The organism is Flexivirga aerilata (genome assembly GCF_013002715.1).
GTDB classification, from domain to species: Bacteria; Actinomycetota; Actinomycetes; order Actinomycetales; family Dermatophilaceae; genus Flexivirga; species Flexivirga aerilata.
Window position 1 is genome coordinate 39,064 of the sequence record NZ_JABENB010000001.1, and the last position, 24,450, is coordinate 63,513.

The window sequence follows — 24,450 nt, forward strand, 5'->3', positions numbered from 1 at the left end:
TTTTCGGCCTACTCGACCAGCTCGGCTGCCGCCATCCACTGCTCCTCGAGCGTCTCCCGCTGCTGGTGGATCTCCCGCAGCTGCGCGTCGAGCTCGGCCGCGCGACCATGATCGGAGGCCGCCTCGATCAGTGCGTCGTGCAACTTCGTCTCCTGGTCGGCGAGCTTCGCCAGTGACCGCTCGACCCGGGCCATCTCCTTGCGGGCCTCCCGCTGCTCCGCAGCCGTGTATGACGGGGCTCCCCCACCACCGGCACCCACACCGGGGGCCGCCGCCACCTTCGCCGCACCCGAGCGCGCTGCAGCAGTGGCGGTCGCGGATCGCCGCACCTGCTCACGCAATTCGAGATATTGCTCCACCCCACCGGGCAGGTCGCGCAACCGCCCGTCGCCGAGCAGCGCCACCTGCCGGTCGCACATCCGCTCCAGCAGGTAGCGGTCGTGCGACACCACCACGAGCGTGCCGGCCCACCCGTCGAGTACGTCCTCCAGCGAGGTCAGCGTCTCGATGTCGAGGTCGTTGGTCGGCTCGTCGAGCAACAGCACATTGGGTTCGCGCATCAGCAGCCGGAGCAGCTGCAGCCGCCGGCGCTCGCCACCGGACAGGTCCGAGACGCGGGTCTGCTGCCGCGGGCCGGAGAAGCCGAGCCGCTTGGCCAGCTGCGACGCCGACACCTCCTTGCCGCCGAGCATGATGAAACTGCGCACGTCGGTGATCGCGTCGATCACCCTCATGCCCGCGACCTTCTCGAGCTCGCGCACTTCCTGGGTGAGGAACGCCAGCTCGACCGTGCGGCCCTGCTTGCGCTTGCCGGCGCTGAGCGGCTGACTGCCCTCGATCGCGCGCAGCACCGTCGACTTGCCGGCGCCGTTGACACCGACGATGCCGGCGCGTTCGCCGGGCGCGAGTCGCCAGGTCTGCCGATCGAGAATCTCCTTGTCCCCCACCGTGATCGACGCGTCGATGAGGTCGATGACGTCCTTGCCGAGCCGCGTGGTGGCAAAGCGCACCAGCTCGACCTCGTCACGCGGCTCGGGCTCACCCTTGATGAGCTCGTTGGCCGCCTCGATGCGGAAACGGGGCTTGGACGTGCGGGCCGGTGCGCCGCGTCGCAGCCAGGCCAGCTCCTTGCGCAGGAGGTTCTGCCGGCGGTCCTCGGTCGCCGCGGCGATGCGGGAGCGTTCGTTCTTGGCGAGCACGTATGCCGCGTAGCCCCCGTCATACTGCTCGACGCGACCGTCGACGACCTCCCACGTCTGCAATGCGACGGCGTCGAGGAACCACCGGTCGTGGGTGATGGTGAGAAACGCGTTGTCCGGCCGGGAGCGCCGTTGCACCAGGTGATCGGCGAGCCACTGCACACCCTCGACGTCGAGGTGGTTGGTCGGCTCGTCGAGCAGGAGCAGGTCCGGGTCGTCGATCAGCAGTCGTGCCAAGGCGATGCGGCGACGCTCGCCACCGGACTTGGTGCCGACGACCGCGTCGGGTCCGCCGATCGAGGTGAAGCCGACGCCGCCGAGTAGGCCCGAGAGCACGTCCCGGATCCGCGGGTCGCCGGCCCACTCGTGCTCGGCGCGGTCGCCGAGCACCGCCTGGTGCACGGTCGACTCCGGGTCGAGCCGGTCGTCCTGGCTGAGCAGGCCGATGGTGAGGCCGCCGACGCGGGTGACGCGACCGCTGTCGACCTCCTGCAGCCCGGCGAGCACGCGCATCAGGGTGGACTTGCCGCCGCCGTTGCGGCCGACCACACCGATGCGGTCACCCGTGCCGATGCCGAGGGACACGTCGTCGAGCACCTGATTGGTGCCGAGGGCGAGCGAGATGCTTTCGGCGGCAAGCAGATTGGGCATCAGACCATTATCCAGGCGGCGGCTGTCACCGGCGACGCACGTCGTGCACGACGTGTGCGCCGTGCACCGGGCCGGACGCACCCACGACCTCGTCGGCGATGTTGCCGGCGGTCAGCGACACCATGAGGTTGAGCGCCTCGGACCGGTCACCGCAGAGGAATGCCACCGTGGGGCCGGAGCCGGAGACGATGGCGCCGAGCGCGCCCTCGTCGAGACCGGCGGCGATGGTGTCGCGCAACCGCGGCATCAGGGAGCAGGCGGCCGGCTGCAGGTCGTTGTGCAGGTTGTCGGCGAGCGCGTCGACGTCACCGGCCCGGAGCGCGGCCATCATGCCGGAGCTCGGCTCCGGCTCGGCGACCGGCTCCCGACCGCGCAGCCGGTCGCACTCGGCGTAGACCGCCGGCGTCGACAAGCCCTCGTGGTGCAGCGCGAAGACCCACTCGAAGGTGCCCTTGGCGAGCACCGGCACCAGCTGCTCGCCGCGGCCGGAGCCGATCGCGGTGCCGCCGTGCAGTGCGAAGGGCACGTCGCTGCCGAGCTCCGCGGCGAGCTCGTGCAGCTCGCGCGGGCTGAAGCCGGTGTCCCAGAGCGCGTCGACCGCGACCAGGGCGGCGGCCGCGTCGGCCGAACCCCCCGCCATACCTCCGGCGACCGGGATCGACTTGGCGATCTCGATCGCGACGTGTTCGTCGGTGCCGACGCGCTCGGCGATCAGCCGGGCCGCGCGCATCGCAAGGTTGTCGGGGCCCGCCGGCACCGCGTCCGCATAGGGACCGGTGGTCACGATCGACGACGTGGACGCCGGGCGCACCGTCACGTCGTCGACGAGGTCGACGGCGTGGAAAACCGTTGAGAGTGAATGGAACCCGTCGTCGCGCAGCGGACCGACGCGCAGCTCGAGATTGACCTTGGCCGGCACGCGCACGGTGACCGCGGTCTCGGTGGGGGCTCCCATGTCCGCCACCCTAATCGGCCCGGTGCGCGGCGATGGCGGCGAACTCTTCGATCGTCAGACGCTCACCGCGAAGGGACGGGTCGATGCCCGCGCTGCGCAGTGCCTCCTCCGCGGCAGCCGCCGATCCGGCCCACCCGGCGAGCGCCGCCCGCAGCGTCTTGCGGCGGGAAGCGAAGGCCGCGTCGACGCAGGCGAAGACCTCCGCGCGGGAGGCGGTCGTGACGGGAGGGGTATGCCGGACGAGCTCGACGAGGCCCGAGTCGACATTGGGTGCCGGCCAGAAGACGTTGCGGCCGACCCGGTCGGCAAGCCGCACGTCGGCAAACCACGCCGCCTTCGCGCTCGGGACGCCGTAGACCTTGCTGCCCGGTGCGGCGGCGAGCCGCTCGGCGACCTCGAGCTGCACCATCACCAGCACGCGTTCGATGCTCGGGAAGCGCTCGAGGAACGACAGCACGACCGGCACCGACACGTTGTAGGGCAGGTTGGCGACCAGCGCCGTCGGCTGCGGGTCGGGCAGCGCGGTCACCGTGAGGGCGTCCTGCTGCAGCACGGTGAGCCGGGCCGCGGCCTCCGGCGAGAGCTCGGCGACGGTCAGCGGCAACTGTGCCGCGAGTCTCGGGTCGACCTCGACCGCGGTGACGTGGCCTGCGGCATACAGGAGGGGAAGGGTGAGCGAGCCGAGGCCCGGCCCGACCTCGACGACGCTGTCCCCCGGCCCGACCTGCGCCAGGCGCACGATCTTGCGGACCGTGTTGGGGTCGATGACGAAGTTCTGCCCCCACTGCTTGGTGGGGCGCAGGTCGAGCCGGGTCGCGAGCTCGCGCACCCGCGGGGCGGTCAGCAGACCGGTGTCGGCGTCGTTCGTCACGACGCCGACCCTAGTGTCACCCCACGAAGATTGGCTCCTCCGCTCCGCTCCCCCGCCAATACTTCGCGGGGGCCCCGACAGTGTCACCCCACGAAATATGGCGCCTCAGGCAGCGCTCGCGCACTGCCACGGGCTGAGCCCGCGGGAGGCGAACACCGTGTTGGCGATGGTGATCTGCTGCTCGCGGGTGGCGAGGTCGGCGCGCGAGGCGAACTTGCCGCCGCCGGCACCGAGCCAGGTGCCGAGGTCGAACTGCAGGCCGCCGTAGTAGCCGTTGCCGGTGTTGATGTGCCAGTTGCCGGTGGACTCGCACATCGCGATGCGGTCCCACATGCCGGCGCGCGAGAGGTCGAGGCCGGCGTTCGAGGCCGAGGTCGGCTTCGGCGTGGTGCGCGGAGTCTGCACCGGCGCCTTTGTGGCCGGAGCAACGCGGTTCGGGGTGACCTTCTTCGGCGTCACCGTCTTGGGCGTCGCCTTCGGGGCGGCGGCGCGCGGCGTGAGCGTCGCGCGGGCGTGGTCACGGGACACGCCACCGGCGGTCGCGCGGGTGGTCGTCTTCGCCGCCGTCTTCTTCGGCGTGGCCGAGGTGGTCGATGGCTTGGGGGCGGCCGAGCTGCTGCTCGGCGCCGCGGTCGAGGAGGTCTGCGGCTTCAGCTGCATGGCGGCCTCGGCGCCGGACGTGCTCGAGCCACCACCGCAGGCGGTGAGGGCTCCGAGCGCGACGGCGGCACCGGTCGCAGCGAGCGCACTGGTCCTGGTGATGCGGTAAGTCAAGGGATCTCCGATGTCGTGCTGTCCCTCGAGCGGCAGGGACGCACGGCAGCACCGACTCACAACACGTCAAGGTGGGATCTGCCGTGGGCGCGACCGGCTGTGCCTGGTCCGCCGGGCCGGTGACGACATCGATCACGACGTCGACGTCGATTGGGTACGGCCCCATCCGAAAGCGACCACTCTCGGGCTGGACGTTATCCACGGTGAAGCACAAGCCCTACTTTGGTCAAATTTTGGTAACGATAGATGGATCACAGGGTGTCCTGACCGCGGTTACCGCAGGTGACCGCAGCGCTGCCGCGGGGTGCGCGCTACGACCAGGGCCCGTAAATGCGCTCGCTGTTGTCCGAGAGGGCGCGGCAGAGGGTGGGCACGTCGGTGGTGAGCACTCCCGCCATCGCACGCACCGTCAACGGCACGAGGTATGGCGCGTTGGTCGCGCCCCGGTGCGGCGAGGGGGTGAGGTAGGGCGCGTCGGTCTCGACCAGCACCCGGTCGAGCGGGGTGACCGCGAGCGCGTCGCGCAGGTTGCGGGCGTTCTTGAAGGTCACGGTGCCGGCGAACGACAGGTAGTAGCCCTTCTCGACGCAGCGGCGGGCGAGCTCGGCGTCGCCCGAGAAGCAGTGCATCACCGTGGCTCCCGGCGCACCCTCCTCGTCGAGGATGCGCATGACGTCGTCGTGGGCGTCGCGGTCGTGGATCTGCAGCGCCTTGCCGGTGCGCTTGGCGAGGTCGATGTGCCAACGGAACGAATCCTGTTGTGCCGCAACGCCTTCCGGTCCGGTGCGGAAATAGTCGAGGCCGGTCTCGCCGATGACCCGCACCCGCGGATGGGCTGCGAGCTGCTCGATCTGCGCCCATGCCTGCTCGAGGTCACCGCGCTCGGCGTGCCGGGGTGCCTCGTTGGGATGGATCGCGACGCCGCCGAGCATCTGCGGGTGCCGGTCGATCTGGTCGACGGTGAAGCGCGCACCCGCCAGGTCGCAGCCGATCTGGACGACCCGGTCCACCCCGACCGCGGCCGCGTCCGCGAGCGCGGCGGCGACGTCCGGCGGCATACCCCCGTCCCGCGCGATGTCGAGATGCGTGTGATTGTCGACGACCGGCAGCGGCAGCGGGTCCGGCGCGGGCGGGCGCTCACTCGCGCGGGCGTCCTGGTGGCCCTTGCTCACGGGCGCACCCCCGCGCACGACTCCCGGCAAAAGTCGACCCTCGGCATACGCCCACGCCGACGATCCGCACGGACACGGCGCGTTGCTATGCCGAGGGTCGACTTTCGCCGGCTCACGCGCCGTGCCCGAACGGGTCGGCCGGGTCGATCGCGTCGAGCTTGGCGAAGATCGGCGTCGGCTTGGCCACCGGCGCCCCCACAGTCACCGGGCGCGACTCCCAGCGCGGGGTGCCGGAGTATTCGCCGGTGATGATCGGATATCCGCGACTGTCGTCGTCCAGGTCGCGCACCTGCTCGATGCGCGGCATCGGCATGAATTGCCCTGTCGCACCGAAGGTTTGCGCCACCGCATTGGAGCTGTGCGGCAGGAACGGCGCGAGCATCGTGTTGAGGTCGCCGACCGCCTGGGCCAGCGTGTGCAGCACGGTGCCGAGCCGCTCGCGCTGGTCGTCGCCCTTGAGCCGGAACGGCTCGGTGTCGGTGACGTACTTGTTCGCCGCCCGCACCAGCCGCATCACCTCCGCGAGCGCGGCCTTCTGGCGCTGCGCCTCGAGCAGCGCGCCGACCGTGCCGAAGCCGTCCCGCACTGCGCTGAGCAACTCCTCGTCGACCGCCTCCAGCGCGGCCGGCGCCGGGATCTGCCCGAAGTTCTTGGCGATCATCGACGCGGTGCGGTTGACCAGGTTGCCCCACCCGGCGACGAGTTCGTTGTTGTTGCGGGTGACGAACTCCTCCCAGGTGAAGTCGCTGTCCTGGGTCTCCGGCCCGGCGGCACAGATGAAGTAGCGCAGCGCGTCGGCGCCATACGTCGCGATCATGTCCTTGACGTAGATGACGTTGCCGCGCGAGGTGGAGAACTGCGCGCCGGCCAGCCCGAGGAAACCGGACGCCACCACCTCGGTAGGCAGGTTGAGCTCGCCGAACGCGCCGGGCTCCCCGCCCTTGTCGCCCCGGCCCATGTAGCCGAGCAGCTCGGCCGGCCAGATCTGGGCGTGGAAGGTGACGTTGTCCTTGCCCTGGAAGTAATAGGACAGCGCAGTCGGGTCGTTCCACCAGTCGCGCCAGCGCTCGGGCTCGCCGAGGCGGCGGGCCCATTCGATGGCCGCCGACAGGTAGCCGATGACCGCGTCGAACCACACGTAGAACCGTTTGGTGTCCCACCCGTCCACGGGGATCGGGATGCCCCAGTCGATGTCGCGCGTCATCGCGCGCGGGTGCATGTCCTTGGCCAAACCCTTGGCGAAGTTGATGACGCTCGGCCGCCACGTGCCGGCGGCGTCGACCTGGTCCAGCCACTCCTGCAGCGCGCCGGCGAGCGCGGGCAGGTCGAGGAAGAAGTGCTGGGTCTCCACGAACTCCGGCACCTCGCCGTTGATCTTGGAGCGCGGGTTGATCAGGTCGGCCGGGTCGAGCTGGTTGCCGCAGTTGTCGCACTGGTCGCCGCGCGCCTCGGGGAAGCCGCAGATCGGGCAGGTGCCCTCGAGGAAACGGTCCGGCAGCGTGCGACCGGTCGACGGGCTGATCGCCGTCGTGGTCGTCTGCTCGATCATGTAGCCGTTGGCCCGGATCTGGGTGAAGAGGTCCTGCACCACCCGGTAGTGGTTGCGGGTCGTGGTGCGGGTGAACAGGTCGTAGGACAGGCCGAGGTCGGTGAGGTCCTGCACGATCACCGCGTTGTACTTGTCGACCGTCTCCTGCACGGTGGCGCCCTCCTGCTCGGCGAGCACCAGGATCGGGGTGCCGTGCTCGTCGGTGCCGCTGACCATCAGCACGTCGTGACCGGCCATCCGCATGTAGCGGCTGAAAACGTCTGCCGGGACCCCGAATCCGGCCACGTGGCCGATGTGGCGAGGCCCGTTGGTGTAGGGCCATGCGACTGCTGAGAGCACCTTCATGGTGCTTCATCCTAGGTGTGCTCGATCGGCGCGGTCGCGCCAGTTACCGCCGCTCCCGTCATACCGTATGGCGGGAGCGCCCGTGAGGAAGCGGGCCCGGAATCGATAAGGAGGTCGCGATGTTCGCTGTGCTCACCGGCGCAGGCCTGTCTGCCGCGGCCGGGCTCAACGCCTACATCCCGTTCCTCATCGTCGCGCTGGTCGCGCGATTCACCGACGTGATCAATCTGCCCGGCGGCTGGCAGTGGATCGAGTCGTGGTGGGCGATCGGCATCTGCAGCCTGCTGCTGATCAGCGAGGTGGTGCTCGACAAGATCCCCGCGGTCGACAGCGTCAACGACCTCGTGGGCACCGTCGTGCGCCCGGCGACCGGCGGCATCATCTCGGCGGCGACCCAGTCGGCGGGCGCGCTCGACCACTCCTCCTTTCTGCGCGACCACGAGTGGACAGCCGTCGTCGGCGGCATCGTGATCGCGGGCGTGGTGCACACGGGCAAAGCCACCGCGCGCCCCGCAATCAACCTGGGCACAGTGGGTTTCGGCGCACCGATCGTGTCGACCGTCGAGGACGCGTCGTCGGTCAGCCTCTCCCTCATCGCCATCTTCATCCCGGTGCTGGTGATCTTCGCGTTGATCGTGCTGGCCTGGGGCGGCTTCGTTTTCGTGCGCCGCATGCGGTCCTTCGCGCGGCGGAGGCGGTATGTCGAGAACACCTCCTGACCCGCGCAGACCCGGCCTGCTCAGCACGCCCGGACAGAAGATCGTCGCCGTGCTGGTCTTCGCGGTGGTGCTCTATGCCGGGCTCTACTGGTGGCAGAGCCGGCGCAACGCCGGTCCGGAGCGGCCGGCGGCGGCCGCGGGCACGGTGGTGCGCGAAGCGCCGGCGGACAGCGGTCGCAGCAATCTGACCGTGCGCTACACCGTCGACGGTAAACAGCTCGAGACCACCAAAGACGTTGCCACTGCTGCGTTTACCGCGCAGGGCAAGGTGGTGTGGGTCTGCTTCGCACCCTCCGACCCGACCAACGCCGCGCTGCGGCTGCCCGAGGACCAGCTCTGCGGTCAGCGCTGAGCGCCCACCACCCGATCGACCAGCGCCGGCTCGATCCCCAACTCCCCCAGCACTTCCCGGGTGTCGGCACCGGCCGGCCGCGGTGCGGTGTGCACAGCGGCAGGGGTGCGGTGCAGGCTGATCGGGTTGGCGATGCCGCGGTAGCCGTCGTGCTCGACGACCAGTCCGCGCTCGCGGACGTGGTCGTCGGTCAGCGCCTCGCCGACGTCGTTGACGGGTGAGGCGGGCACACCGACATCCAGCAGTTGCTTGGTCAGGCCGAGCCGGTCGAAGTCGCCCACCCGCTCGACCAGCAGCGCACGCAACTCGCGAACGTGCTTGACCCGCAACGGATTGGACGCGAAGCGCGGATCGTCGGCCAGCTCCGGGATGCCGAGCACGGCGAGCAGCTTGCGGAACTGCGTGTCGTTGCCCGCACTGATGAAGAGGTCACCGTCGGCGGCCGGGAAGGCGTCGTAGGGCGCGATGCTCGGATGCGCCGAGCCCGAGCGCACCGGCAGCGTCCCGTCGGCGAGATAGGCGGCCGAGTGCGGGTGCAACAGGTTGATCGCGGTGTCCAGCAGGCTGCAGTCGACCACCTGCCCGCGACCCGAGACGTCCCGCTCGCGCAGCGCCAGCAGCACGCCACTGAAGGCGAGCATGCCGGTGGCCATGTCGACGACGGGCACCCCGACTCGCAGCGCCGGCCCGGTCGCCTCGCCGTTGACGCTCATCAGCCCGCTGTAGGCCTGGGCGACGGCGTCATACCCAGGCTTGCCACCCATCGGGCCGTCGAGCCCGAATCCGGTGACGCGGCAGTGCACGAGGCGCGGGTATGACGCCAGCAGTTCCTCGTCGGGCAGGCCCCACTTCGCGAGCGTCCCGGCGCGGAAGTTTTCGATGAGCACGTCACTGTCGGCGAGGAGACGGCGCAGCACCGCCCGCCCGTCGTCGCTGCGCAGGTCGAGCACGATGTTGCGCTTGTTGCGGTTGAGCGCGGCGTAGTAGGAGCTGGTGTGCTCATCGACGAAAGGCGGTCCCCACGTGCGGGTTTCGTCCCCCGCCGGTGGCTCGACCTTGATCACGTCGGCGCCGTGGTCGGCCAGCATCTGGGAGCAGAGCGGCCCGGCGAGGACCCGCGACAGGTCGAGCACCCGCAGCCCGGTGAGTGCCTGATCCGTCATTCGTCCCGCCTTCCGCCGATCACGCTCGATGACACCACGCCAGCTCAGTAGGACTTGGGCAGTCCCAGCACGTGCTGGGCGATGTAGTTCATCGCCATCTCCTGGCTGACCGGAGCCAGGCGCAGGATGCGTGCCTCGCGAAAATATCGCTCCACGTGATACTCCCGCGCATAGCCCATGCCGCCGTGCGCCTGGATCGCCTGATCCGCGGCGGCGAAGCCGGCGTCAGCGCACAGCCACTTGGCCATGTTGGCCTCACGCCCACAGGGCAGACCCTGGTCGTAGCGCCAGGCCGCCTGCCGTGCCATCAGCTCGGCGGCATCCAGCCGGGTCGCGGCCTCCGCGAGCGGAAAGGCCACACCCTGGTTCTGCCCGATCGGCCGGTCGAAGACGACCCGCTCCTTCGCATAACGCGTCGCGCGTTCGAGCGCGGCCCGGCCGAGCCCCAGCGCCTCGTGCGCGAGCAGGATGCGCTCGGGGTTGAGCCCGTCGAGCAGGTAGCGAAAACCCTCGCCCTCGTTGCCGATTCGCGCCGACTCCGGCACCTCGAGGTCGTCGAACACCACCTCGTAGGACGCCACGGCGTTGCGGCCCATCTTGGGGATCGGCGTGAGCTGCACGCGCGGGGACTCGAGGTCGACGAGGAAGAGGGTCATGCCCGCCGTCCGGTGCGCGTCGTCGCGGGGTGTGGTGCGGGTGATCAGCACCATCTTCTGGGAGTCACCGGCCTTGGTGATCCACACCTTGCGACCGCGGATGCGGTAGCCGTCGGCGGTGCGACGCGCGAACGTCGAGATGCTGGTCGTGTCGGTGCCTGCGTCGGGCTCGGTCACACCGAAGCACACGTGCAGCGACCCGTCCGCCGCCCGCGGCAGCACCTCCTGCCGCAACTGCTCGCTGCCGTGCTTCACGATCGTGTTGAGCCCGAAGATCGTCAGGTGCATCGTGGAGCAGCCGTTCATCCCCGCGCCGGACGCCGAGACCTCCTGCAGCAGCAGCGCGGCCTCGAGGATCCCGAGACCGCCCCCGCCATACGCCGTCGGTATGGCGATGCCTAGCCACCCGCCCTCGGCGAAGGATCGGTAGAAATCCCAAGGGAATTCGCCCTTGGCGTCGCGCTCTGCCCAGTAGTCGTCCGGGAAACTGCGTGCGAGATCGCGGGCGCCCTGCTGCAGCGCGAGCTGATCGTCGGTGAGTGCGAAGTCCATCAGCGACCAGCTTGCCCGAGCAGTGAGCGCCACGCGTCGGCGAAACGCTCAGGGGTTGGTGCCGTGCCGGCCATCCGGAGGAGGATGTAACCGGGCAGCGTGCTGTGCACCACGCGGGCCAGATCTGCGGTGTCGGCGTCCGGGTCCAGACGACCGTCGGCCTGCATTCTGCTGACGATGACTTCCCATTCCTCGATCACGGTCTGCAGCCGGCCGCTGATCAACCGGCGGGACGCCTCACTCTTGGCAGCGTCGCCCCAGCTGAGCAGGACCATCACGCTGAGGTCACCGTCAGGGCTCTGCGCCAGTCGCTCGATCTCCTCGGTGAGGGTCTGCATCAGCTCCGGGATGTCCGGCAGCTCGTCAGCCACCGCAAAGCCATGGAGCATCCCGACGATCTCGTCCAGCTGCGAATCCACAATCGCCGCAACCAGATCCGCCTTGCCTGCGAAGTATCCGTAGACCGCTCCTGCGGACAAGCCCGACTCGCGGATCACCTGCGCCATCGTCATCCCGTCCAGGCCGGAGCGTATGGCGCAGCGCGTCGCGGCCCGGACGATCTGGTCTCGGCGTTCGGCACGACGCTCTTCGGAAATGCGAGGCACGCGGCAACGATACAGAACATCCATTCTGTTTGACAGGAGACGTGAACCCGAGGACGCTGGCAGCGTAACCAGAATGAACATTCGTTTTGGAGGTAGACATGACCAGCATCCCGCCGCACCACGCGGCCAACCCGGACGCCCGTCGCGGTGTGGGCCTCGTGCTCGCGCTGGCCATCGGCCTCAGCGCCCTCCTCGCCCTCTTCGCCTGGCCGGCAGTGCACAGCGCGCCCCGCGATCTCCCGATCGTGCTCAGTGGTCCGCCAGCCGCGACCACCGGCGTGAAAACCGCTCTCGAACAACAGCATCCGGGCGCATTCGACGTCATCGTCGTCACCGATGAGGCGGCCGCCATCCAGCGGATCACCGACCACGACGCCTACGGTGCCTTCGTTGTCACCGCCCACAACGTCGAAGTGCTCACCGCGTCGGCCCGCTCGGCGACGGTCGCGCAACTCCTCGGCCAGACGGGAGCGACCATCGCCGGCGCGCACCGGCTACCGACGACGACCCGGGACGTCGTACCCGCTCCGGCGGACGACCCACGCGGCGTCGGCATCGGCGTGTCGATGCTGCCGATCGCGATGGGTGCGGTCATCTGCGCCGCGGCCTCGACCTTCCTGATCCGCACGCGGCGCGACCGCACATTGGTGGCCGCCGGTTTCGCGATCGTCGGCGGCTTCGCGATGACCGCACTGCTGCAGTTCTGGCTCGGCACGCTCGACGGCAACTACGTCGCCAATGCCTGCGTCGTCGCCTTCGGCGTCGGCGCGGTATCCATGACGATCCTCGGCCTGGAGAGCCTCATCGGGCCGGCGGGCATCGGTGTCGGTGTGCTCCTGATGATGCTCACCGGCAACGCGCTGTCGGGAGCGACGACCGCTCCGGAAATGCTGCCCACCGGCTGGGGCACCGCCGGCCAGCTGCTGCCGGTCGGCGCCGCCAACACGGCGCTGCGCTCCACCGCGTTCTTCGACGGGCACGGCGCGGTCCGGCCGCTGATCGTGGTCGGGTGCTGGCTGCTGATCGGGCTGGCGTTGCAGTTCGCGGCATACCTGCGGCGCCGTGCGACCGACGACACCGCAGCACCGGTCGACGCGGAGGCGACCGGCGGCGCACCCCACCACCTCAGCCAGCACCCCGGCCACCAACCGTCCGCCGTCTGATCGAGCGGCACACACCGGCATCGAGAGGCACACGAAACACGGGCGGATTCGTGTGCCCCTCGGTGCGGTGCTGTGCCTGTCGGTGAGCGCATCGAGCAGGCGCGGGAGGTGATCCGCTCCACGCTGGAGCAGCGGCTGGCCGACGGGCTGGCCGAGCGCGGCGCGCCCGACGTCGAGCCCGAGGTGCTGTCGCAGGTGCTGTTGGTCGCCGGCGAGCAGTTCGCCCGGCTGGTGATCACCGACCCCGACCGCTACCCGCCCGAGCGGCTGATCGCCAATCTGCGCGGTGTGCTCGCCGCGGTGCGCGCGCCGGCGAGCGTCAGCACGTCGGCGTAACCACCTGTGCGCTGGGCAGTTTCACGAGCGTGACGATGCCGCGGCGCCATACCTGCGCGCCTGCGGCGACGAGACGTTCGCGGGCGCAGACGGGCACCTGATAGGTCCAGCGCTCCTTGTCGGTGAACATCACGTAGTCGACGCGCGGCCGCTGGTCGGGGCGCAAGGAGTAGACGTCGTAGCGCGGCACGAGATAGGGACCGACGTCCATCTGGGTGGCGACCTTCGCGCCCTTCGGCAGGCGCTCCCCCGCGAGCGCGCGGATGTCCCGCACGACCGGTGCCGTGCGGAAGGTCGACGCGGGGGTGACCGCGCGCTGCTGCAGCTCGGCGACACCGAGGACGAGGCTCGCGACGGTGGCGATCGAGACCACCACACCGCTGCGAGAACGCAGTCGCGGCAGGCCTTTTCGGCATACATCGACGAAGGCGAGCAGGCCGATCGGCCACAGCACCAGGTCGTAGTGGAAGTCCAGTGCCCAGTAGTGGATGTTGGAGGACGCGGCCCGCCAGAGCAGCGTCGGTATGGCGAGCACGGTCAGCTTCGAGCGCACCCCGATGCCGAGCGCGGTCACGACGTACATCAGCACCGGCAGCAGACGCTGCGGACTGAGGCTGTGGTCCTCCGGCACCGGCAGCTTGTTGCTGGAGCCGATGCCGAAGTAGGCGAGGTAGCCGGTGCCGCTGCCGGGCGCGAACGCGCCGAGCACCAGCATCGCGACGATCACCCCCGCGACGCCGAGTCCGGCCAGGACCAGCGGTCGCCGCCACCCGTCGCCGCGGTGCATCCACCACCAGCAGGCGCCGGCCGCGAAGACCGTCAGCCCCATGTCCTCCTTGGTCAGCAGCAGCCACACCGAGGCCGCCACCGCCCAGCCGAAGCGGTGCTGCAACAGCGCAATGCACAACACTGCCAACGCAATTGCCGCATAGGCGACCTCGTGCACGTCGAACATCGCCGTGGTGAGCACCGCCCGCGACAGCAGCCCGACGACCGCCACGAGCAGCGCCACCCGCAGCCCCGCCACCCGCCGGGTGTAGGCGACGATCACACCGAGCGCGGCCGCGAGCAGCACCGCCTGGGTGATGAGCAGGGTCGGTGGCGTCGGCCAGAAATGCCAGAGCGCGCCCCAGGAGGCGAGCAGCGGGCTGAAGTGGTCGCCGAGCAGCGACAGGCCGCGGATGTGCGACTCCGGCCACTGGCCGCGCGACCACGCGTCGGCGCCCTGGGCGAAGATGCCGAGGTCGTAGTTGGCGCTGTTGCCGGCCCGCCACCGGCCGATCGCGAGCAGTGTGTAGAAAACCGCAGCGACGGCCGCGACGCCGACGCCCAGGCCGACCGCCGAGCGGCGCGACGGCGATGATGAGGAACGAATCATCGCTGACGCGCCGCGAGCGCTGCGTCATACAGCTGCTTCTTGGAAAGGCCTGTCTCCGCAGCGATTTCGGCACAGACGGTCTTGAGCCGCTCCCCCGCAGCCACCCGCTGCTGTATGGCGGGAAGCACTTCCTCCACCGTGCTGCTGACCGCCGGTGCGCCCGCGACCACGACGGTGATCTCACCGCGCGCACCCTCGACCGCCCAGTCCGCCAACTCCGCGAGACCGCCCCGGCGGACCTCCTCGTAGGTCTTGGTCAGCTCCCGGCAGACGGCCGCGGCCCGGTCGGACCCGAACGCCTCGGCCATCGCGCTGAGCGTCTCGGCCAGCCGGTGCGGCGCCTCGAAGAAGACCATGGTGCGCTTCTCGTCGGCCAGGCCACCCAGCCGCCGCGCCCGCTCGCCGGTTTTGCGCGGCAGGAAGCCCTCGAAGCAGAACCGGTCGACCGGGAGCCCGGACACCGCGAGCGCCATCAGCACCGCGGACGGTCCGGGCACGCAGGTGACCCGCAGCCCGGCCGCGACGGCGGCGGTCACCAGGCGGTAGCCCGGGTCGGACACCGACGGCATACCGGCGTCGGTGACCAGCACGACCCGGTCGCCGCTGCGCAGGCGGTCGAGAAGCTCGGGGGTGCGGGACTGCTCGTTGTGTTCGTGATAGCTGGTGATGCTGCCGCGCGGGGTGACCTCGAGGTCGTCCAGCAGCCGGCGCAGCCGGCGGGTGTCCTCGGCGGCGATCACGTCGGCGCCGGCCAGCTCGGTGGCCAGGCGCGGCGCGGCATCCTGCGGGTCGCCGATCGGCGTCGCCGCCAGCACGAGCACTCCCATCGCCACGCCCGGCAGTCTCGCACGCCGAGCGGGCGCACTGCTTACCCGCGTCGGACCGCGCGCCGCCAGATCCTTCGGCTAACCTCGCGGGGGTTCGGCAGGCACGCGAAAAGGGGACGCACGTGACGGTCACGCTGGCTCGGGAGACCGACGACAGCACCGGCGGCGACCCCCTGGCCGAGCGCCGGGCGGTGCTGCGCGACCGGCTGCTCGGGCCGCCCCGCTCCGCGAACGCCAAGCTGTGGGCCTTCCTCGGCCCGGCGATCGTGACCGTCATCGGCGGCATCCTGCGCTTCTGGAATGTCGGCCGCCCGCACCAGCTGATCTTCGACGAGACCTATTACGTCAAAGAGGGCTGGTCGCTGATCCAATACGGCTACGAGCGCAAACAGGACAAGTCGACCGGCATCTCCAACAACCCCGACGGGTTGTTCACGATGGGCAACCCCCACGTCTTCGGCACCGAGCCGGACTTCGTGGTGCACCCGCCGATCGGCAAATGGTTCATCGGCTGGGGCGAGCAACTCTTCGGCATCAACTCCTCCTTCGGCTGGCGCTTCGCGGTCGCGGTCTTCGGCACGCTCGCGATCTACCTGGTCGGCCGGGCGGCATGGCATCTCTTCCGCTCCCCGGTGCTGGCCACGCTCGCCGCGGTGCTGCTGTGCTTCGAGGGCGCCGAGTTCGTCATGTCCCGCACGTCGATCCTCGACGTGATGGTGATGTTCTGGGCGCTCGCGGCCTTCGTCGCGCTGCTCGCCGACCGCACCCGCACCCGCCGCATCCTCGCCGACAAGGTCGCCGCGATGCAGGTCGCCGGCACCTGGGAGAAGCATTCGGTCGCCGGGCCGTGGCTCGGCTGGCGGCCCTGGCGCTGGGTGGCCGGCCTCTGCATCGGCCTCGACATCGCCACCAAGTGGTCCGGCCTCTACTTCCTCGCGGCCTTCGGGCTGATGAGCGTCCTGTGGGACCTCGGCGCGCGGCGAGCGGTCGGTGTCCGGCACCACTGGTCGGCGACGTTCGTCAAGGACGGGCTGCCGGCCTGCGTGAGCGTGATCGTGGTGTCGCTCACGACATACCTGGTCAGCTGGTGGGGGTGGATCGCGAGCAGCGACGCCTACGACCGGCAGTGGGCGCGCAACAACCCGGCGACCGCGGACTCCGGCTTCGCCCCGGACAGTTCGCTGTTCGCCTGGATGCCGGACTGGCTGCGGTCGCTGTGGCAGTACAACAAGCAGATGCTGCAGTCTGCCTCGGACATCACCTCGGAGCACCCCTACCAGTCCAACCCGTGGTCGTGGATGCTGCAGACCCGGCCGACGTCGTTCTTCTACGAGAGCCCGAAGCGCGGCGTCGGCGGCTGCGACGCCGACTCGTGCAGCAAGGCGATCACCTCGCTCGGCACGGTCAGCATCTGGTGGCTCGGCACGGTCGCGCTCGCGGTGCTGCTGTTCTTCTGGCTGCTGCGCCGTGACTGGCGCGCCGGCGCGATCCTCGCCGGCGTCGCGGCCGGGTGGCTGCCCTGGTTCCTCTACCAGCAGCGCACGATCTTCACCTTCTACTCGGTGGCGTTCGCCCCCTATGTCGTGCTCGCGTGCGTCTTCGTGCTCGGCCTCTGTCTCGGCCGGCCCGGGGCGCCCCCGCAACGCGTCATGATCGGCAAGGCCGTGGTCGGCGGGTTCACCATCCTGACGGTCGCGCTGTTCGTCTTCTTCTGGCCGATCTGGACCGCGCAGGTCATCCCGTTCGACCACTGGCAGTGGCGGATGTGGCTCAACTCCTGGATCTGACCCGGCACGGCCCACCCTGACGGTCGCATTCACGTCTGACGGTCCAATTCGACCGTCAAACGTCAATCCCGCCGTCAGAGTCCGCTGCGGGGCCGCCTCAGAGCCACCTCAGAGCCCCCTTGAGCGGCGTTTGCCCGGCTGGATGCAACCTTCCACCCGCTCGGGCGTCCTAGTGAGCGATGGACCGCCATACGTCTGACCCCATGCCCGAGGTACGCCGGTGACCCTCGTCGTCATCGGCGCCCTGGTGGCTCTGCTCATCGGGCTCGTCGGCACCCGCTACTACATCGATCTGGCCACCCGGAAGGGCTGGGGGCAGTTCGTCCGCGAGGACGGCCCGACCAGTCACCACACCAAGCGCGGCACCCCGCAGATGGGTGGCCTGGTGATCATCGGCGGCACCGTCACCGCGTATGACGTGGCACACCTGCTCACCTGGAGCCCGCCGACCGCGTCGGGGCTGCTGGTGCTCTTCCTGATGGTCGGCATCGGTTTCGTCGGCTTCCTCGACGACTGGGCCAAGATCACCCACGAGCGGTCGCTCGGGCTGACGTCGGGGCAGAAGCTGGTCGGACAGACAGCGGTCGCAGTGGTTTTCGCCGTTCTCGCCACGCGCTTCTCCCGCGGTGGGGTAAGTCCGGCGAGCTACCGCATCTCGTTCGTGCGCGACACGTGGTTCGACCTGGCGGTCCTCGGCACGGTCGTCGGCCTCATCCTCTTCGTGCTGTGGGCCAACCTGATGATCGCCGGCGCGAGCAACGGGGTGAACCTCACCGACGGGCTCGACGGGCAGGCCGCCGGCGCGTGCGTGATGGTCTTCGGCGCCTACGTGCTCATCGGCGTGTGGCAGTTCAACCAGAACTGCCGGTTCACCACCTCCGCCCAGTGCTACTCCACGCGTGACCCGCTCGACCTCGCAGTGGTCGCGGCCTGCGTCGTCGGCGCCTGCTTCGGCTTCCTCTGGTGGAACGCCGCCCCGGCCCGGCTCTTCATGGGCGACACCGGCTCCCTCGGTCTCGGCGGCGCGCTCGCCGGCCTGGCGATCACCACCCGCACCGAGCTGCTGATGGTCGTCCTGGGCGGCCTGTTCGTCCTGGAGACCGCGTCGGTGATCCTGCAGGTGAGCTACTTCAAACTGACCAAACGCAGCAACGGCGGCGTCGGCAAGCGGCTCTTCCGGATCACCCCGATCCACCACCACTTCGAGATGCTCGGCTGGGAGCAGATCACCGTCACGATCCGCTTCTGGATCATCTGCGGCATCTGCGTCGCGGCCGGCCTGGGGATCTTCTATGCCGAGTGGGTCGTCGGCGGCTGATCGGCCCGGAACTGCTCGACCGTCCCCGGCAGCAACTGGGTGGCGAGCTTGCCGACCTCGTGCTCCGGCAGGTCGAGCACCGGGTATGCCTTCGCGCCGGCGGCCGTCGCGAGGCTGACCGTCGCAAGACCGGCCCGGCGCTGGAAGAACGAGCGGCGGATCACGACGCCGACGGCGCCGCGGCGCTCGACGACATCGGTGGCGAGCGCGAGCGATCCCTGCCGGGTGATCAGGAAGCGGTCGGTGATCGTGTGGCCGAGCCAGTGGGCGCGGCTGCGGCCGAGCAGCACGGCAACCACCAGCAGAGCCGCCGCGGGTATGACGAGGGCGGGCTGCGACCACCGCACCGCGGCGACGACCAGGGCCGCGGCCGGGATGCCGAAGCCCACGAGCGCGCGGGTGTAGCGCCGGCGGGTCGCGGCCGGGCCGTGTCCCTGGAGCGGCAGCTCCAGGGCACCAGGGTCGTCGAGCACGCGGCCGGCCGTCGCGGCGACGACCGGCTCCGGCGAGGGCGGCGTCAGGGTCGCGCTCATCGCCCGGTCGTCGTCCTTGACGCCGGTGGTGATCGCCTCCAGCCGGGCGCCGCCGACCCAGCGCAGCGGCACCGGACGGTGCAGCGCGACACCGCGCAGCCGCCGGATCTCCAGGGAGGTGGCGCGGGTCGTGAGGAGCCCGCGCGTGACGTGATAGGTGCCGCCCGCATCGTCGCGGGTCAGCCGGAAGTTGTGGAATGCCAACAGATAACCGCCGAGGGACAGCAGCACCACGAAAACGATGAGCGCCAGCACCCCGACCAGCACGGCGATGATCACGCCGAGACCCTGCACCACGTCGGTGGCTCCGTTGACGACCTCGTTGTTGCCCCAGTCGATGCCCGACTCGTTGATGACCTGACTGCCGATGCCGAAGATCGCGAGGGCCGCGATGAGACCGGCGGGGCTGAACGGCGCGTAGCGGATCCAGGACGGATGGCCCCGATAGACAACCGTTTCCGGGCTGACGTATGACGGGAGCCCCTCCCCCTCGGCGGCGGGGCGGGCCTGGGCGTCGGCCTCGGGCGAGTCCTCCGCCGTCGGCCGGCTGCGGTGGAGCAGGTCGCCGCGCAGCGCAGCGGCCTCGGTCGCGGTCAGGCCGTCGAGCTTGAGCTCCTTCTCCCCCGCGCCGGTGCCGATCTTCACCTCCGCCAGGCCCAGTGCGCGGTGCAGGATCGACGCGGTGACGTCGACCGAACGCACCCGGTCGATCGGTGCCGAAACCGTTGTGGTGTTGAGCAATCCGTGGCGCAGCTGCACCTGGTCGGGGGTGAAGCGGTAGCGGGTGGTGAGCCACCGCAACAGGCCGAGGCCGACGGCGACCCCGACGCCGATCAGGCCCCACCAGTGCTGCCCGCCGCTGCTGCCGGCGATCACGATCGCGATCAGGGCGGGCAGGAAGCGGATGAGTTCCTTCACCGGATGGATCAGCAGCATGCGGGTGCTGAGCCGGCGCCATACGTCGTCGGCGGGCACGAGCGGAGAACTTCGTGGGGTGGTCATGGGGTGGTCAGGTGGCGTCGCCGGGGCTGGCGGCGGTGACGACGGTGAGGTCACGCACGATGTCCTCGGCGACGGAGCGGTCGAGGCCTTCGATCTTGAGTTCGCCCTTGGCTGAGGCGGTGGTGACGGTCACGGTGCTGAGTCCGAAAAGCCTTGCCAGCGCTCCGCGTTCGGTGTCGACGGTCTGCACCCGCGAGATCGGCGCGATGCGCTGCTCGATCGTGAGCCAGCCGCGCTGGGTGTAGACCGCGTCGCCGGTGACCTCCCAGCGGTGGATCCGGTAGCGCGCGTAGGGCGTGAGGAGCGCTCCGCCGGCGAACACCAGCAGGATCACCCCCGCCCCGACGAGCGTCCAGGGCATCCCGAGACCGCCGAAGACCGTCCAGACCACGAGCACGGCGACCAGGACGACGGTCAGGATGAGGCCCTCGACGGCCCAGTAGAGGCGGGCGCGCGGTGAGACGAAATGGGTCGGCGGCCGCACATCCATGCCCAGACCTTCTCATGAGCCACGCCCGGGCCCGGCGAGCGACGGGCCGCTCAGGAGCCGACGAAGGCTCGCAGCCAGTGGTGCTCCGGGCGGCTGTCGATGAAGAGCGACTTCACGAAGAGCGTCAGCGGCACGGCGAGGAGGGCGCCGAGCGCGCCGAGGAAGATCGACCAGATGATGAGCGACACGAAGGTGACGGTCGTGTTGAGGCCGACGGCGTTGCCCATGTAGCGGGGCTGGACCACCGATTGCAGCACGAAGTTGATCACCGAGTAGGACACGATCACCCAGATCATCGGGCCGACGCCACCGTCGAGCAGGGCGAGGAGTGCCGGCGGCACGAGGCCGAGCACGAAGCCGACGTTGGGGATGTAGTTGGTGACGAAGGACAGCACGCCCCAGGTGAGGGCGAGCGGCACGCCGATGATCAGCAGGGCGATCACGTCGAGCACCGCGACGATCAGCCCGAAGATCGAGCTGACCACCCAGTAGCGGCGGACCCGGCCGGAGAAGTCGCGCAGTCCGTCGGCGAGTTCGGGCTGGGTGCGTTGCACGGCCGGCCACTGCCGCCGCACGGTCGGGGTGCCCATCGTGAGGAAGGCGAGCGTCAGCAGCAGGACGAGCAGCACGGAGCCGACGCTGCTGAAGGTCGACAGCAGCCGCTGGCCGAAACCGACGAGGGTGCTGGGGTCGATCTTGGTGAGCGCGTCGCCGAGAGCGTTGCGGTCGAAGCCGAAGTGCACCATGAGGTCCTGCACGTCGGCATACAGCGAGTCGAATTTGCCCCGGTAGCGCGGCAGTTCGGTGGTCAGCTGCGCGATGGCGAGCGCGAGTGCCGCGACGATCGCGAGGATCGCCAGCACCGGTGCGATGAGCGTGGTCGCGTTGGCGAGCGCGTCCGGCAATCCGCGTTTACGCAGCGCGGCGCCGAGCGGCCGGAAGGTGAGCGCGAGCGTGAAGGCGAGGAACACCGGCCCGACGACCGAGGAGACCTGGCGCAGTCCGAGCAGTACGACGGTGGCCGCGGCGAGGCCGAGCAGCACGCCGAGCGGCTGGCCGAGCGGCGAGGTGGTGGTGGCCTTGGCGGTGGGCTGGACGGTGGGCACGGGGTCGGTCGACATGGCGATCTCCCGGTGACGGAGGGATGGGACGGCCTGTTGGCAACTTAACCGACGGAGCGGGCCGGCGAGTGACAGACTCCGGCATGGCCAGTTTGCGGCGCCCCATCGCCGCGCCCGTCCGGCTCGTGGGTTCCGTCGTCGCCGGCCTGGTGGTCGGCGCCGTGGTGGCACCGCTCAGCACCGCCGCGCTCGGGGTGCTCAGCGGCATCGCGACGATGGCGCTCACCTTCGTGGTCTGGGGTTCGGTCGTGCTCTGGCCGATGGACCCGGCGGCGACCCGCGACAACGCGCACCGCGAGGATTTCAAACCGGTCGTGGAGGAGCTGCTCGTCGTCGCGGCGTCACTCGGCGGGCTCGTCGGCATCGTCATACTGCTCGTCCTCGGTCACTCCAGCGAGGGCGCGACCGCCGCCGCGGTCGGGCTGGTCGGCGTCTTCCTCACCTGGGGGATGCTCCAGCTGATGTATGCCGCGCGCTACGCGCACATCTACTACAGCACGCCCGGCGGCGGCATCGACTTCAACAACGACGACCCGCCGTGCTTCAAGGACTTCAGCTACTTCAGTTACAACCTCGGCATGACCTATCAGGTCTCCGACACCAACGTGTCGACCACCGCGCTGCGGGCGGTCGTGTTGCGGCACTGCCTGCTGTCCTACCTCTTCGGCACGGTGATCCTCGCCGCGACGATCAACCTCGTCGCGGGCATCGTGAGCGGTTGAGCGCACGCGCCGAACCGCCCTTTCTATCGCCCTTTGCTGAAGGGATCCTGGGAGCGGCCGATCTGTTCAATTCTTAGTAAAGAGAACGTAATTTGATGGTCGGATTCGTTGCCCGGGACGGTCCGGAGGGCAACAGTGAGCGGTTGTCGGCGGGCAGATCCTGGCCGGCAACTCATCCCCTTCCGAGGAGTTATCCATGCGCAAGTTCCCGATGATCGCCGCCCTGGCGCTGACCGCGTCGGCGGGTGCGATCGGCAGCCTGACCCCGACCGCGACTGCCGCTCCGACCGGAGGCGTGCACGCAGCGCATTCCTGTGCCACCGCCAAGGCGGGCTACGCCGCGTGCGACGCCCTGCACCTGGTCAACGCCAACGGTCAGAACGTCGGATCCGCCGGCCAGATCCAGCCGATGGCCGCGGCCAAGGGCCGGAAGGTGCGTCCGGCGGCCATCTCGGGCAAGACGCCGAGCGACATCCAGAGCGCCTACAAGCTGAGCGGTCTGAAGTCCGGCGGCAAGACGGTCGCGATCGTCGACGCCTACGGTTACCCGAACGCCGAGCGCGACCTCGGCGTCTATCGTTCGCAGTTCGGCCTGTCGTCCTGCACCAAGGCCAACGGCTGCCTCACGGTGATGAGCCAGACCGGCAGCACCACGAGCCTGCCCCGCACCGACGTCGGCTGGTCGCAGGAGCAGGCCCTCGACCTCGACGCGGTCTCCGCGGCCTGCCCGGACTGCAAGATCGTTCTGGTGCAGGCGAAGTCGGCGTCCTTCGCCGACCTCGGCGCTGCGGTCAACCAGGCTGCCAAGACTGCCGGCGTGGTCGCGATCTCCAACTCCTACGGCGGGGGCGACGCTCCCGACTCGACCTACGGCAGCTACTACAACCACCCGGGCATCGCGGTGACCGCCTCGACCGGCGACAACGGCTACCAGGGCGCGAGCTACCCGGCGTCGTCGCACTACGTGACCGCGGTCGGCGGCACCTCGCTCACGACGGCGTCCAACGCTCGCGGATGGAGCGAATCCGCTTGGAGCGGAGCGGGTTCGGGCTGCAGCACCGCCAACCAGGCACCCGCCGGCCAGAACTCGGCGGTGACCCACTGCACCGGCCGGGCGATGGCTGACGTCTCCGCGGTCGCCGACCCCAACACCGGCCTCGCGGTCTACGCGCCGACGTCCTCGACGTCATCCTCCTGGGCGCAGTATGGCGGCACCTCGCTGTCGTCGCCGCTGGTCGCGTCGGTCTACGCGCTGTCGGGCAACACCGCCGGCTACGCCAACACGCTGCCCTACTCCAACCCGTCCGCGCTCTTCGACGTGACGACGGGCAGCAACGGCACCAACCAGTACTGGTCGCAGGCCGGCACCGGCTGGGACGGCCCGACCGGGCTCGGCACCCCGAACGGCACCGCCGCGTTCTGATCCGCAGCTGACGGCGCAGGCGCCCTCCTCGTGCTCGGGGAGGGCGCCTGCTCTCGTCTGCGGGTCTGTCTCGTTTGCGGGTCTGCGCCGCGACCGGGTCAGCCCGCTGCCGGATCGATCCCGAGTCGCTGCGCCAGCTCGACCGCCGGCACACCCCACGTCTCACGCAGCCGCGCGCCGTCCGGGCCGACCTCGATCACCGCGTGGTCGCTGTAGACCCGGCTCACGCATCCGACCCCGGTGAGCGGATAGCTGCATTCGGCAACGATTTTCGGCTCGCCGGTCTTGGTGAAGAGCGTCATCATCACCCAGACCTGCTTCGCACCGATCGCGAGGTCCATGGCTCCACCGACCGCCGGGATGTCGTCCGGTCCCCCGGTGTGCCAGTTGGCCAGGTCGCCGCGCACGGAGACCTGATAGGCACCGAGCACGCAGACGTCCAGATGACCGCCGCGCATCATCGCGAACGAGTCGGCGTGGTGGAAGTAGGCGGCCCCGGGCAGCGCGGTGACCGGCACCTTGCCGGCGTTGGTCAGGTCGGGATCGACCTGGTCGCCGACAGCTCGCGGGCCCATACCGAGCATGCCGTTCTCGGTGTGCAGCACCACCCCGCGCTCGGCGGGAAGGTGGTCGGCGACCTTGGTGGGGTGACCGATGCCCAGGTTGGCGTAAGCACCCGCGGGCATGTCCCGCGCGATGACCCCCGCCACCTCGTCCATCGAGAGTGGGCCGCGGTCGAGATGTTCGACGACAGAAGGGATCTGGGTCGTTGCTGGGCTCGTCATGG

23 protein-coding genes are annotated in these 24,450 nt (G+C 70.0%); 8 read left to right on the top strand and 15 right to left on the bottom strand.

Features of this window, described 5'->3' with window-relative positions; translation table 11 throughout:
* Nucleotides 1–8: 8 nt before the first annotated feature.
* From HJ588_RS00200 to metG, 6 genes are all read right to left on the bottom strand, one after another.
* Nucleotides 9–1,850, bottom strand: coding sequence for an ABC-F family ATP-binding cassette domain-containing protein (locus tag HJ588_RS00200; RefSeq protein WP_171150815.1), 1,842 nt, complete (start codon nucleotides 1,848–1,850; stop codon nucleotides 9–11).
* Between the two features lie 25 nt (nucleotides 1,851–1,875).
* Nucleotides 1,876–2,805, bottom strand: coding sequence for a 4-(cytidine 5'-diphospho)-2-C-methyl-D-erythritol kinase (locus HJ588_RS00205; protein WP_171150818.1), 930 nt, complete (start codon nucleotides 2,803–2,805; stop codon nucleotides 1,876–1,878).
* A gap of 10 nt (nucleotides 2,806–2,815) precedes the next feature.
* Nucleotides 2,816–3,676 carry a 16S rRNA (adenine(1518)-N(6)/adenine(1519)-N(6))-dimethyltransferase RsmA gene (gene rsmA, locus HJ588_RS00210; protein WP_171150819.1) on the bottom strand — a complete coding sequence of 287 codons (861 nt, stop codon included), beginning with the start codon at nucleotides 3,674–3,676 and terminating at the stop codon, nucleotides 2,816–2,818.
* Between the two features lie 105 nt (nucleotides 3,677–3,781).
* Nucleotides 3,782–4,450 carry a transglycosylase family protein gene (locus tag HJ588_RS20095; RefSeq protein ID WP_425483522.1) on the bottom strand — a complete coding sequence of 223 codons (669 nt, stop codon included), beginning with the start codon at nucleotides 4,448–4,450 and terminating at the stop codon, nucleotides 3,782–3,784.
* 311 nt (nucleotides 4,451–4,761) lie between these two features.
* Nucleotides 4,762–5,622 (bottom strand): TatD family hydrolase, encoded by an 861-nt coding sequence (locus HJ588_RS00220; RefSeq protein WP_343036528.1) that lies wholly within the window; start codon nucleotides 5,620–5,622, stop codon nucleotides 4,762–4,764.
* Between the two features lie 112 nt (nucleotides 5,623–5,734).
* A complete protein-coding gene (metG, locus tag HJ588_RS00225) occupies nucleotides 5,735–7,516 on the bottom strand; it encodes a methionine--tRNA ligase (protein ID WP_171150820.1) in 1,782 nt (593 codons plus the stop codon).
* A 119-nt stretch (nucleotides 7,517–7,635) separates the two neighbouring features.
* Between metG and HJ588_RS00230 the strand changes: the two genes are divergently transcribed.
* A complete protein-coding gene (locus HJ588_RS00230) occupies nucleotides 7,636–8,235 on the top strand; it encodes a DUF4126 domain-containing protein (protein WP_171150822.1) in 600 nt (199 codons plus the stop codon).
* On the top strand, nucleotides 8,216–8,587 hold the full coding sequence (locus HJ588_RS00235; protein ID WP_171150824.1) for a DUF3592 domain-containing protein: 372 nt from the start codon (nucleotides 8,216–8,218) through the stop codon (nucleotides 8,585–8,587). The genes HJ588_RS00230 and HJ588_RS00235 overlap by 20 nt, the downstream gene beginning before the upstream one ends.
* Here the strand turns inward: HJ588_RS00235 and HJ588_RS00240 are convergent.
* The 3 genes from HJ588_RS00240 to HJ588_RS00250 are packed head-to-tail and all read right to left on the bottom strand — an operon-like array spanning nucleotide 8,578 to nucleotide 11,563.
* Nucleotides 8,578–9,750 (bottom strand): CaiB/BaiF CoA transferase family protein, encoded by a 1,173-nt coding sequence (locus HJ588_RS00240; protein ID WP_171150826.1) that lies wholly within the window; start codon nucleotides 9,748–9,750, stop codon nucleotides 8,578–8,580. The two genes, HJ588_RS00235 and HJ588_RS00240, sit on opposite strands and share 10 nt — an antisense overlap.
* Before the next feature lie 44 nt (nucleotides 9,751–9,794).
* Complete coding sequence (locus HJ588_RS00245; RefSeq protein ID WP_171150828.1) at nucleotides 9,795–10,958, bottom strand: acyl-CoA dehydrogenase family protein; 1,164 nt, start codon at nucleotides 10,956–10,958, stop codon at nucleotides 9,795–9,797.
* Nucleotides 10,958–11,563: a TetR family transcriptional regulator gene (locus tag HJ588_RS00250; RefSeq protein ID WP_171150830.1), complete on the bottom strand. Its 606-nt coding sequence runs from the start codon at nucleotides 11,561–11,563 to the stop codon at nucleotides 10,958–10,960. The genes HJ588_RS00245 and HJ588_RS00250 overlap by 1 nt, the downstream gene beginning before the upstream one ends.
* A 98-nt stretch (nucleotides 11,564–11,661) precedes the next feature.
* Between HJ588_RS00250 and HJ588_RS00255 the strand changes: the two genes are divergently transcribed.
* Both HJ588_RS00255 and HJ588_RS00260 read left to right on the top strand, forming a co-directional pair.
* Nucleotides 11,662–12,726 carry an ABC transporter permease gene (locus HJ588_RS00255; RefSeq protein ID WP_212755221.1) on the top strand — a complete coding sequence of 355 codons (1,065 nt, stop codon included), beginning with the start codon at nucleotides 11,662–11,664 and terminating at the stop codon, nucleotides 12,724–12,726.
* 72 nt (nucleotides 12,727–12,798) lie between these two features.
* Entirely contained in the window at nucleotides 12,799–13,062 is a 264-nt protein-coding gene (locus HJ588_RS00260; protein WP_171150832.1) for a hypothetical protein, read from the top strand.
* On the opposite strand, the gene HJ588_RS00265 is transcribed toward HJ588_RS00260, so the two are convergent.
* Both HJ588_RS00265 and rsmI read right to left on the bottom strand, forming a co-directional pair.
* A complete protein-coding gene (locus tag HJ588_RS00265) occupies nucleotides 13,046–14,440 on the bottom strand; it encodes a DUF2079 domain-containing protein (protein WP_171150834.1) in 1,395 nt (464 codons plus the stop codon). The genes HJ588_RS00260 and HJ588_RS00265 overlap by 17 nt on opposite strands.
* Nucleotides 14,437–15,267, bottom strand: coding sequence for a 16S rRNA (cytidine(1402)-2'-O)-methyltransferase (gene rsmI / locus HJ588_RS00270; protein ID WP_171155199.1), 831 nt, complete (start codon nucleotides 15,265–15,267; stop codon nucleotides 14,437–14,439). The genes HJ588_RS00265 and rsmI overlap by 4 nt, the downstream gene beginning before the upstream one ends.
* Nucleotides 15,268–15,389: 122 nt before the next feature.
* Between rsmI and HJ588_RS00275 the strand changes: the two genes are divergently transcribed.
* Together HJ588_RS00275 and mraY are read left to right on the top strand one after the other, a co-directional pair.
* Nucleotides 15,390–17,054, top strand: coding sequence for a phospholipid carrier-dependent glycosyltransferase (locus tag HJ588_RS00275; RefSeq protein WP_171150841.1), 1,665 nt, complete (start codon nucleotides 15,390–15,392; stop codon nucleotides 17,052–17,054).
* A 220-nt stretch (nucleotides 17,055–17,274) separates the two neighbouring features.
* Nucleotides 17,275–18,372, top strand: a complete 1,098-nt coding sequence (mraY, locus tag HJ588_RS00280) for a phospho-N-acetylmuramoyl-pentapeptide-transferase (protein WP_171150843.1) — start codon at nucleotides 17,275–17,277, stop codon at nucleotides 18,370–18,372.
* On the opposite strand, the gene HJ588_RS00285 is transcribed toward mraY, so the two are convergent.
* The 3 genes from HJ588_RS00285 to HJ588_RS00295 are packed head-to-tail and all read right to left on the bottom strand — an operon-like array spanning nucleotide 18,345 to nucleotide 21,518.
* Nucleotides 18,345–19,907: a PH domain-containing protein gene (locus HJ588_RS00285; RefSeq protein ID WP_171150846.1), complete on the bottom strand. Its 1,563-nt coding sequence runs from the start codon at nucleotides 19,905–19,907 to the stop codon at nucleotides 18,345–18,347. The two genes, mraY and HJ588_RS00285, sit on opposite strands and share 28 nt — an antisense overlap.
* A gap of 7 nt (nucleotides 19,908–19,914) precedes the next feature.
* Nucleotides 19,915–20,397 (bottom strand): PH domain-containing protein, encoded by a 483-nt coding sequence (locus HJ588_RS00290; protein ID WP_171150848.1) that lies wholly within the window; start codon nucleotides 20,395–20,397, stop codon nucleotides 19,915–19,917.
* A 50-nt stretch (nucleotides 20,398–20,447) separates the two neighbouring features.
* Nucleotides 20,448–21,518 carry an AI-2E family transporter gene (locus HJ588_RS00295; protein ID WP_171150850.1) on the bottom strand — a complete coding sequence of 357 codons (1,071 nt, stop codon included), beginning with the start codon at nucleotides 21,516–21,518 and terminating at the stop codon, nucleotides 20,448–20,450.
* 83 nt (nucleotides 21,519–21,601) lie between these two features.
* On the opposite strand from HJ588_RS00295, the gene HJ588_RS00300 reads away from it, so the two are divergent.
* Together HJ588_RS00300 and HJ588_RS00305 are read left to right on the top strand one after the other, a co-directional pair.
* On the top strand, nucleotides 21,602–22,240 hold the full coding sequence (locus tag HJ588_RS00300; RefSeq protein ID WP_171150852.1) for a DUF1345 domain-containing protein: 639 nt from the start codon (nucleotides 21,602–21,604) through the stop codon (nucleotides 22,238–22,240).
* Nucleotides 22,241–22,436: 196 nt separating this feature from the next.
* On the top strand, nucleotides 22,437–23,663 hold the full coding sequence (locus tag HJ588_RS00305; protein ID WP_171150854.1) for a S53 family peptidase: 1,227 nt from the start codon (nucleotides 22,437–22,439) through the stop codon (nucleotides 23,661–23,663).
* Nucleotides 23,664–23,761: 98 nt separating this feature from the next.
* On the opposite strand, the gene HJ588_RS00310 is transcribed toward HJ588_RS00305, so the two are convergent.
* Entirely contained in the window at nucleotides 23,762–24,448 is a 687-nt protein-coding gene (locus HJ588_RS00310) for a 3-oxoacid CoA-transferase subunit B (protein ID WP_171150856.1), read from the bottom strand.
* Nucleotides 24,449–24,450: the final 2 nt, after the last annotated feature.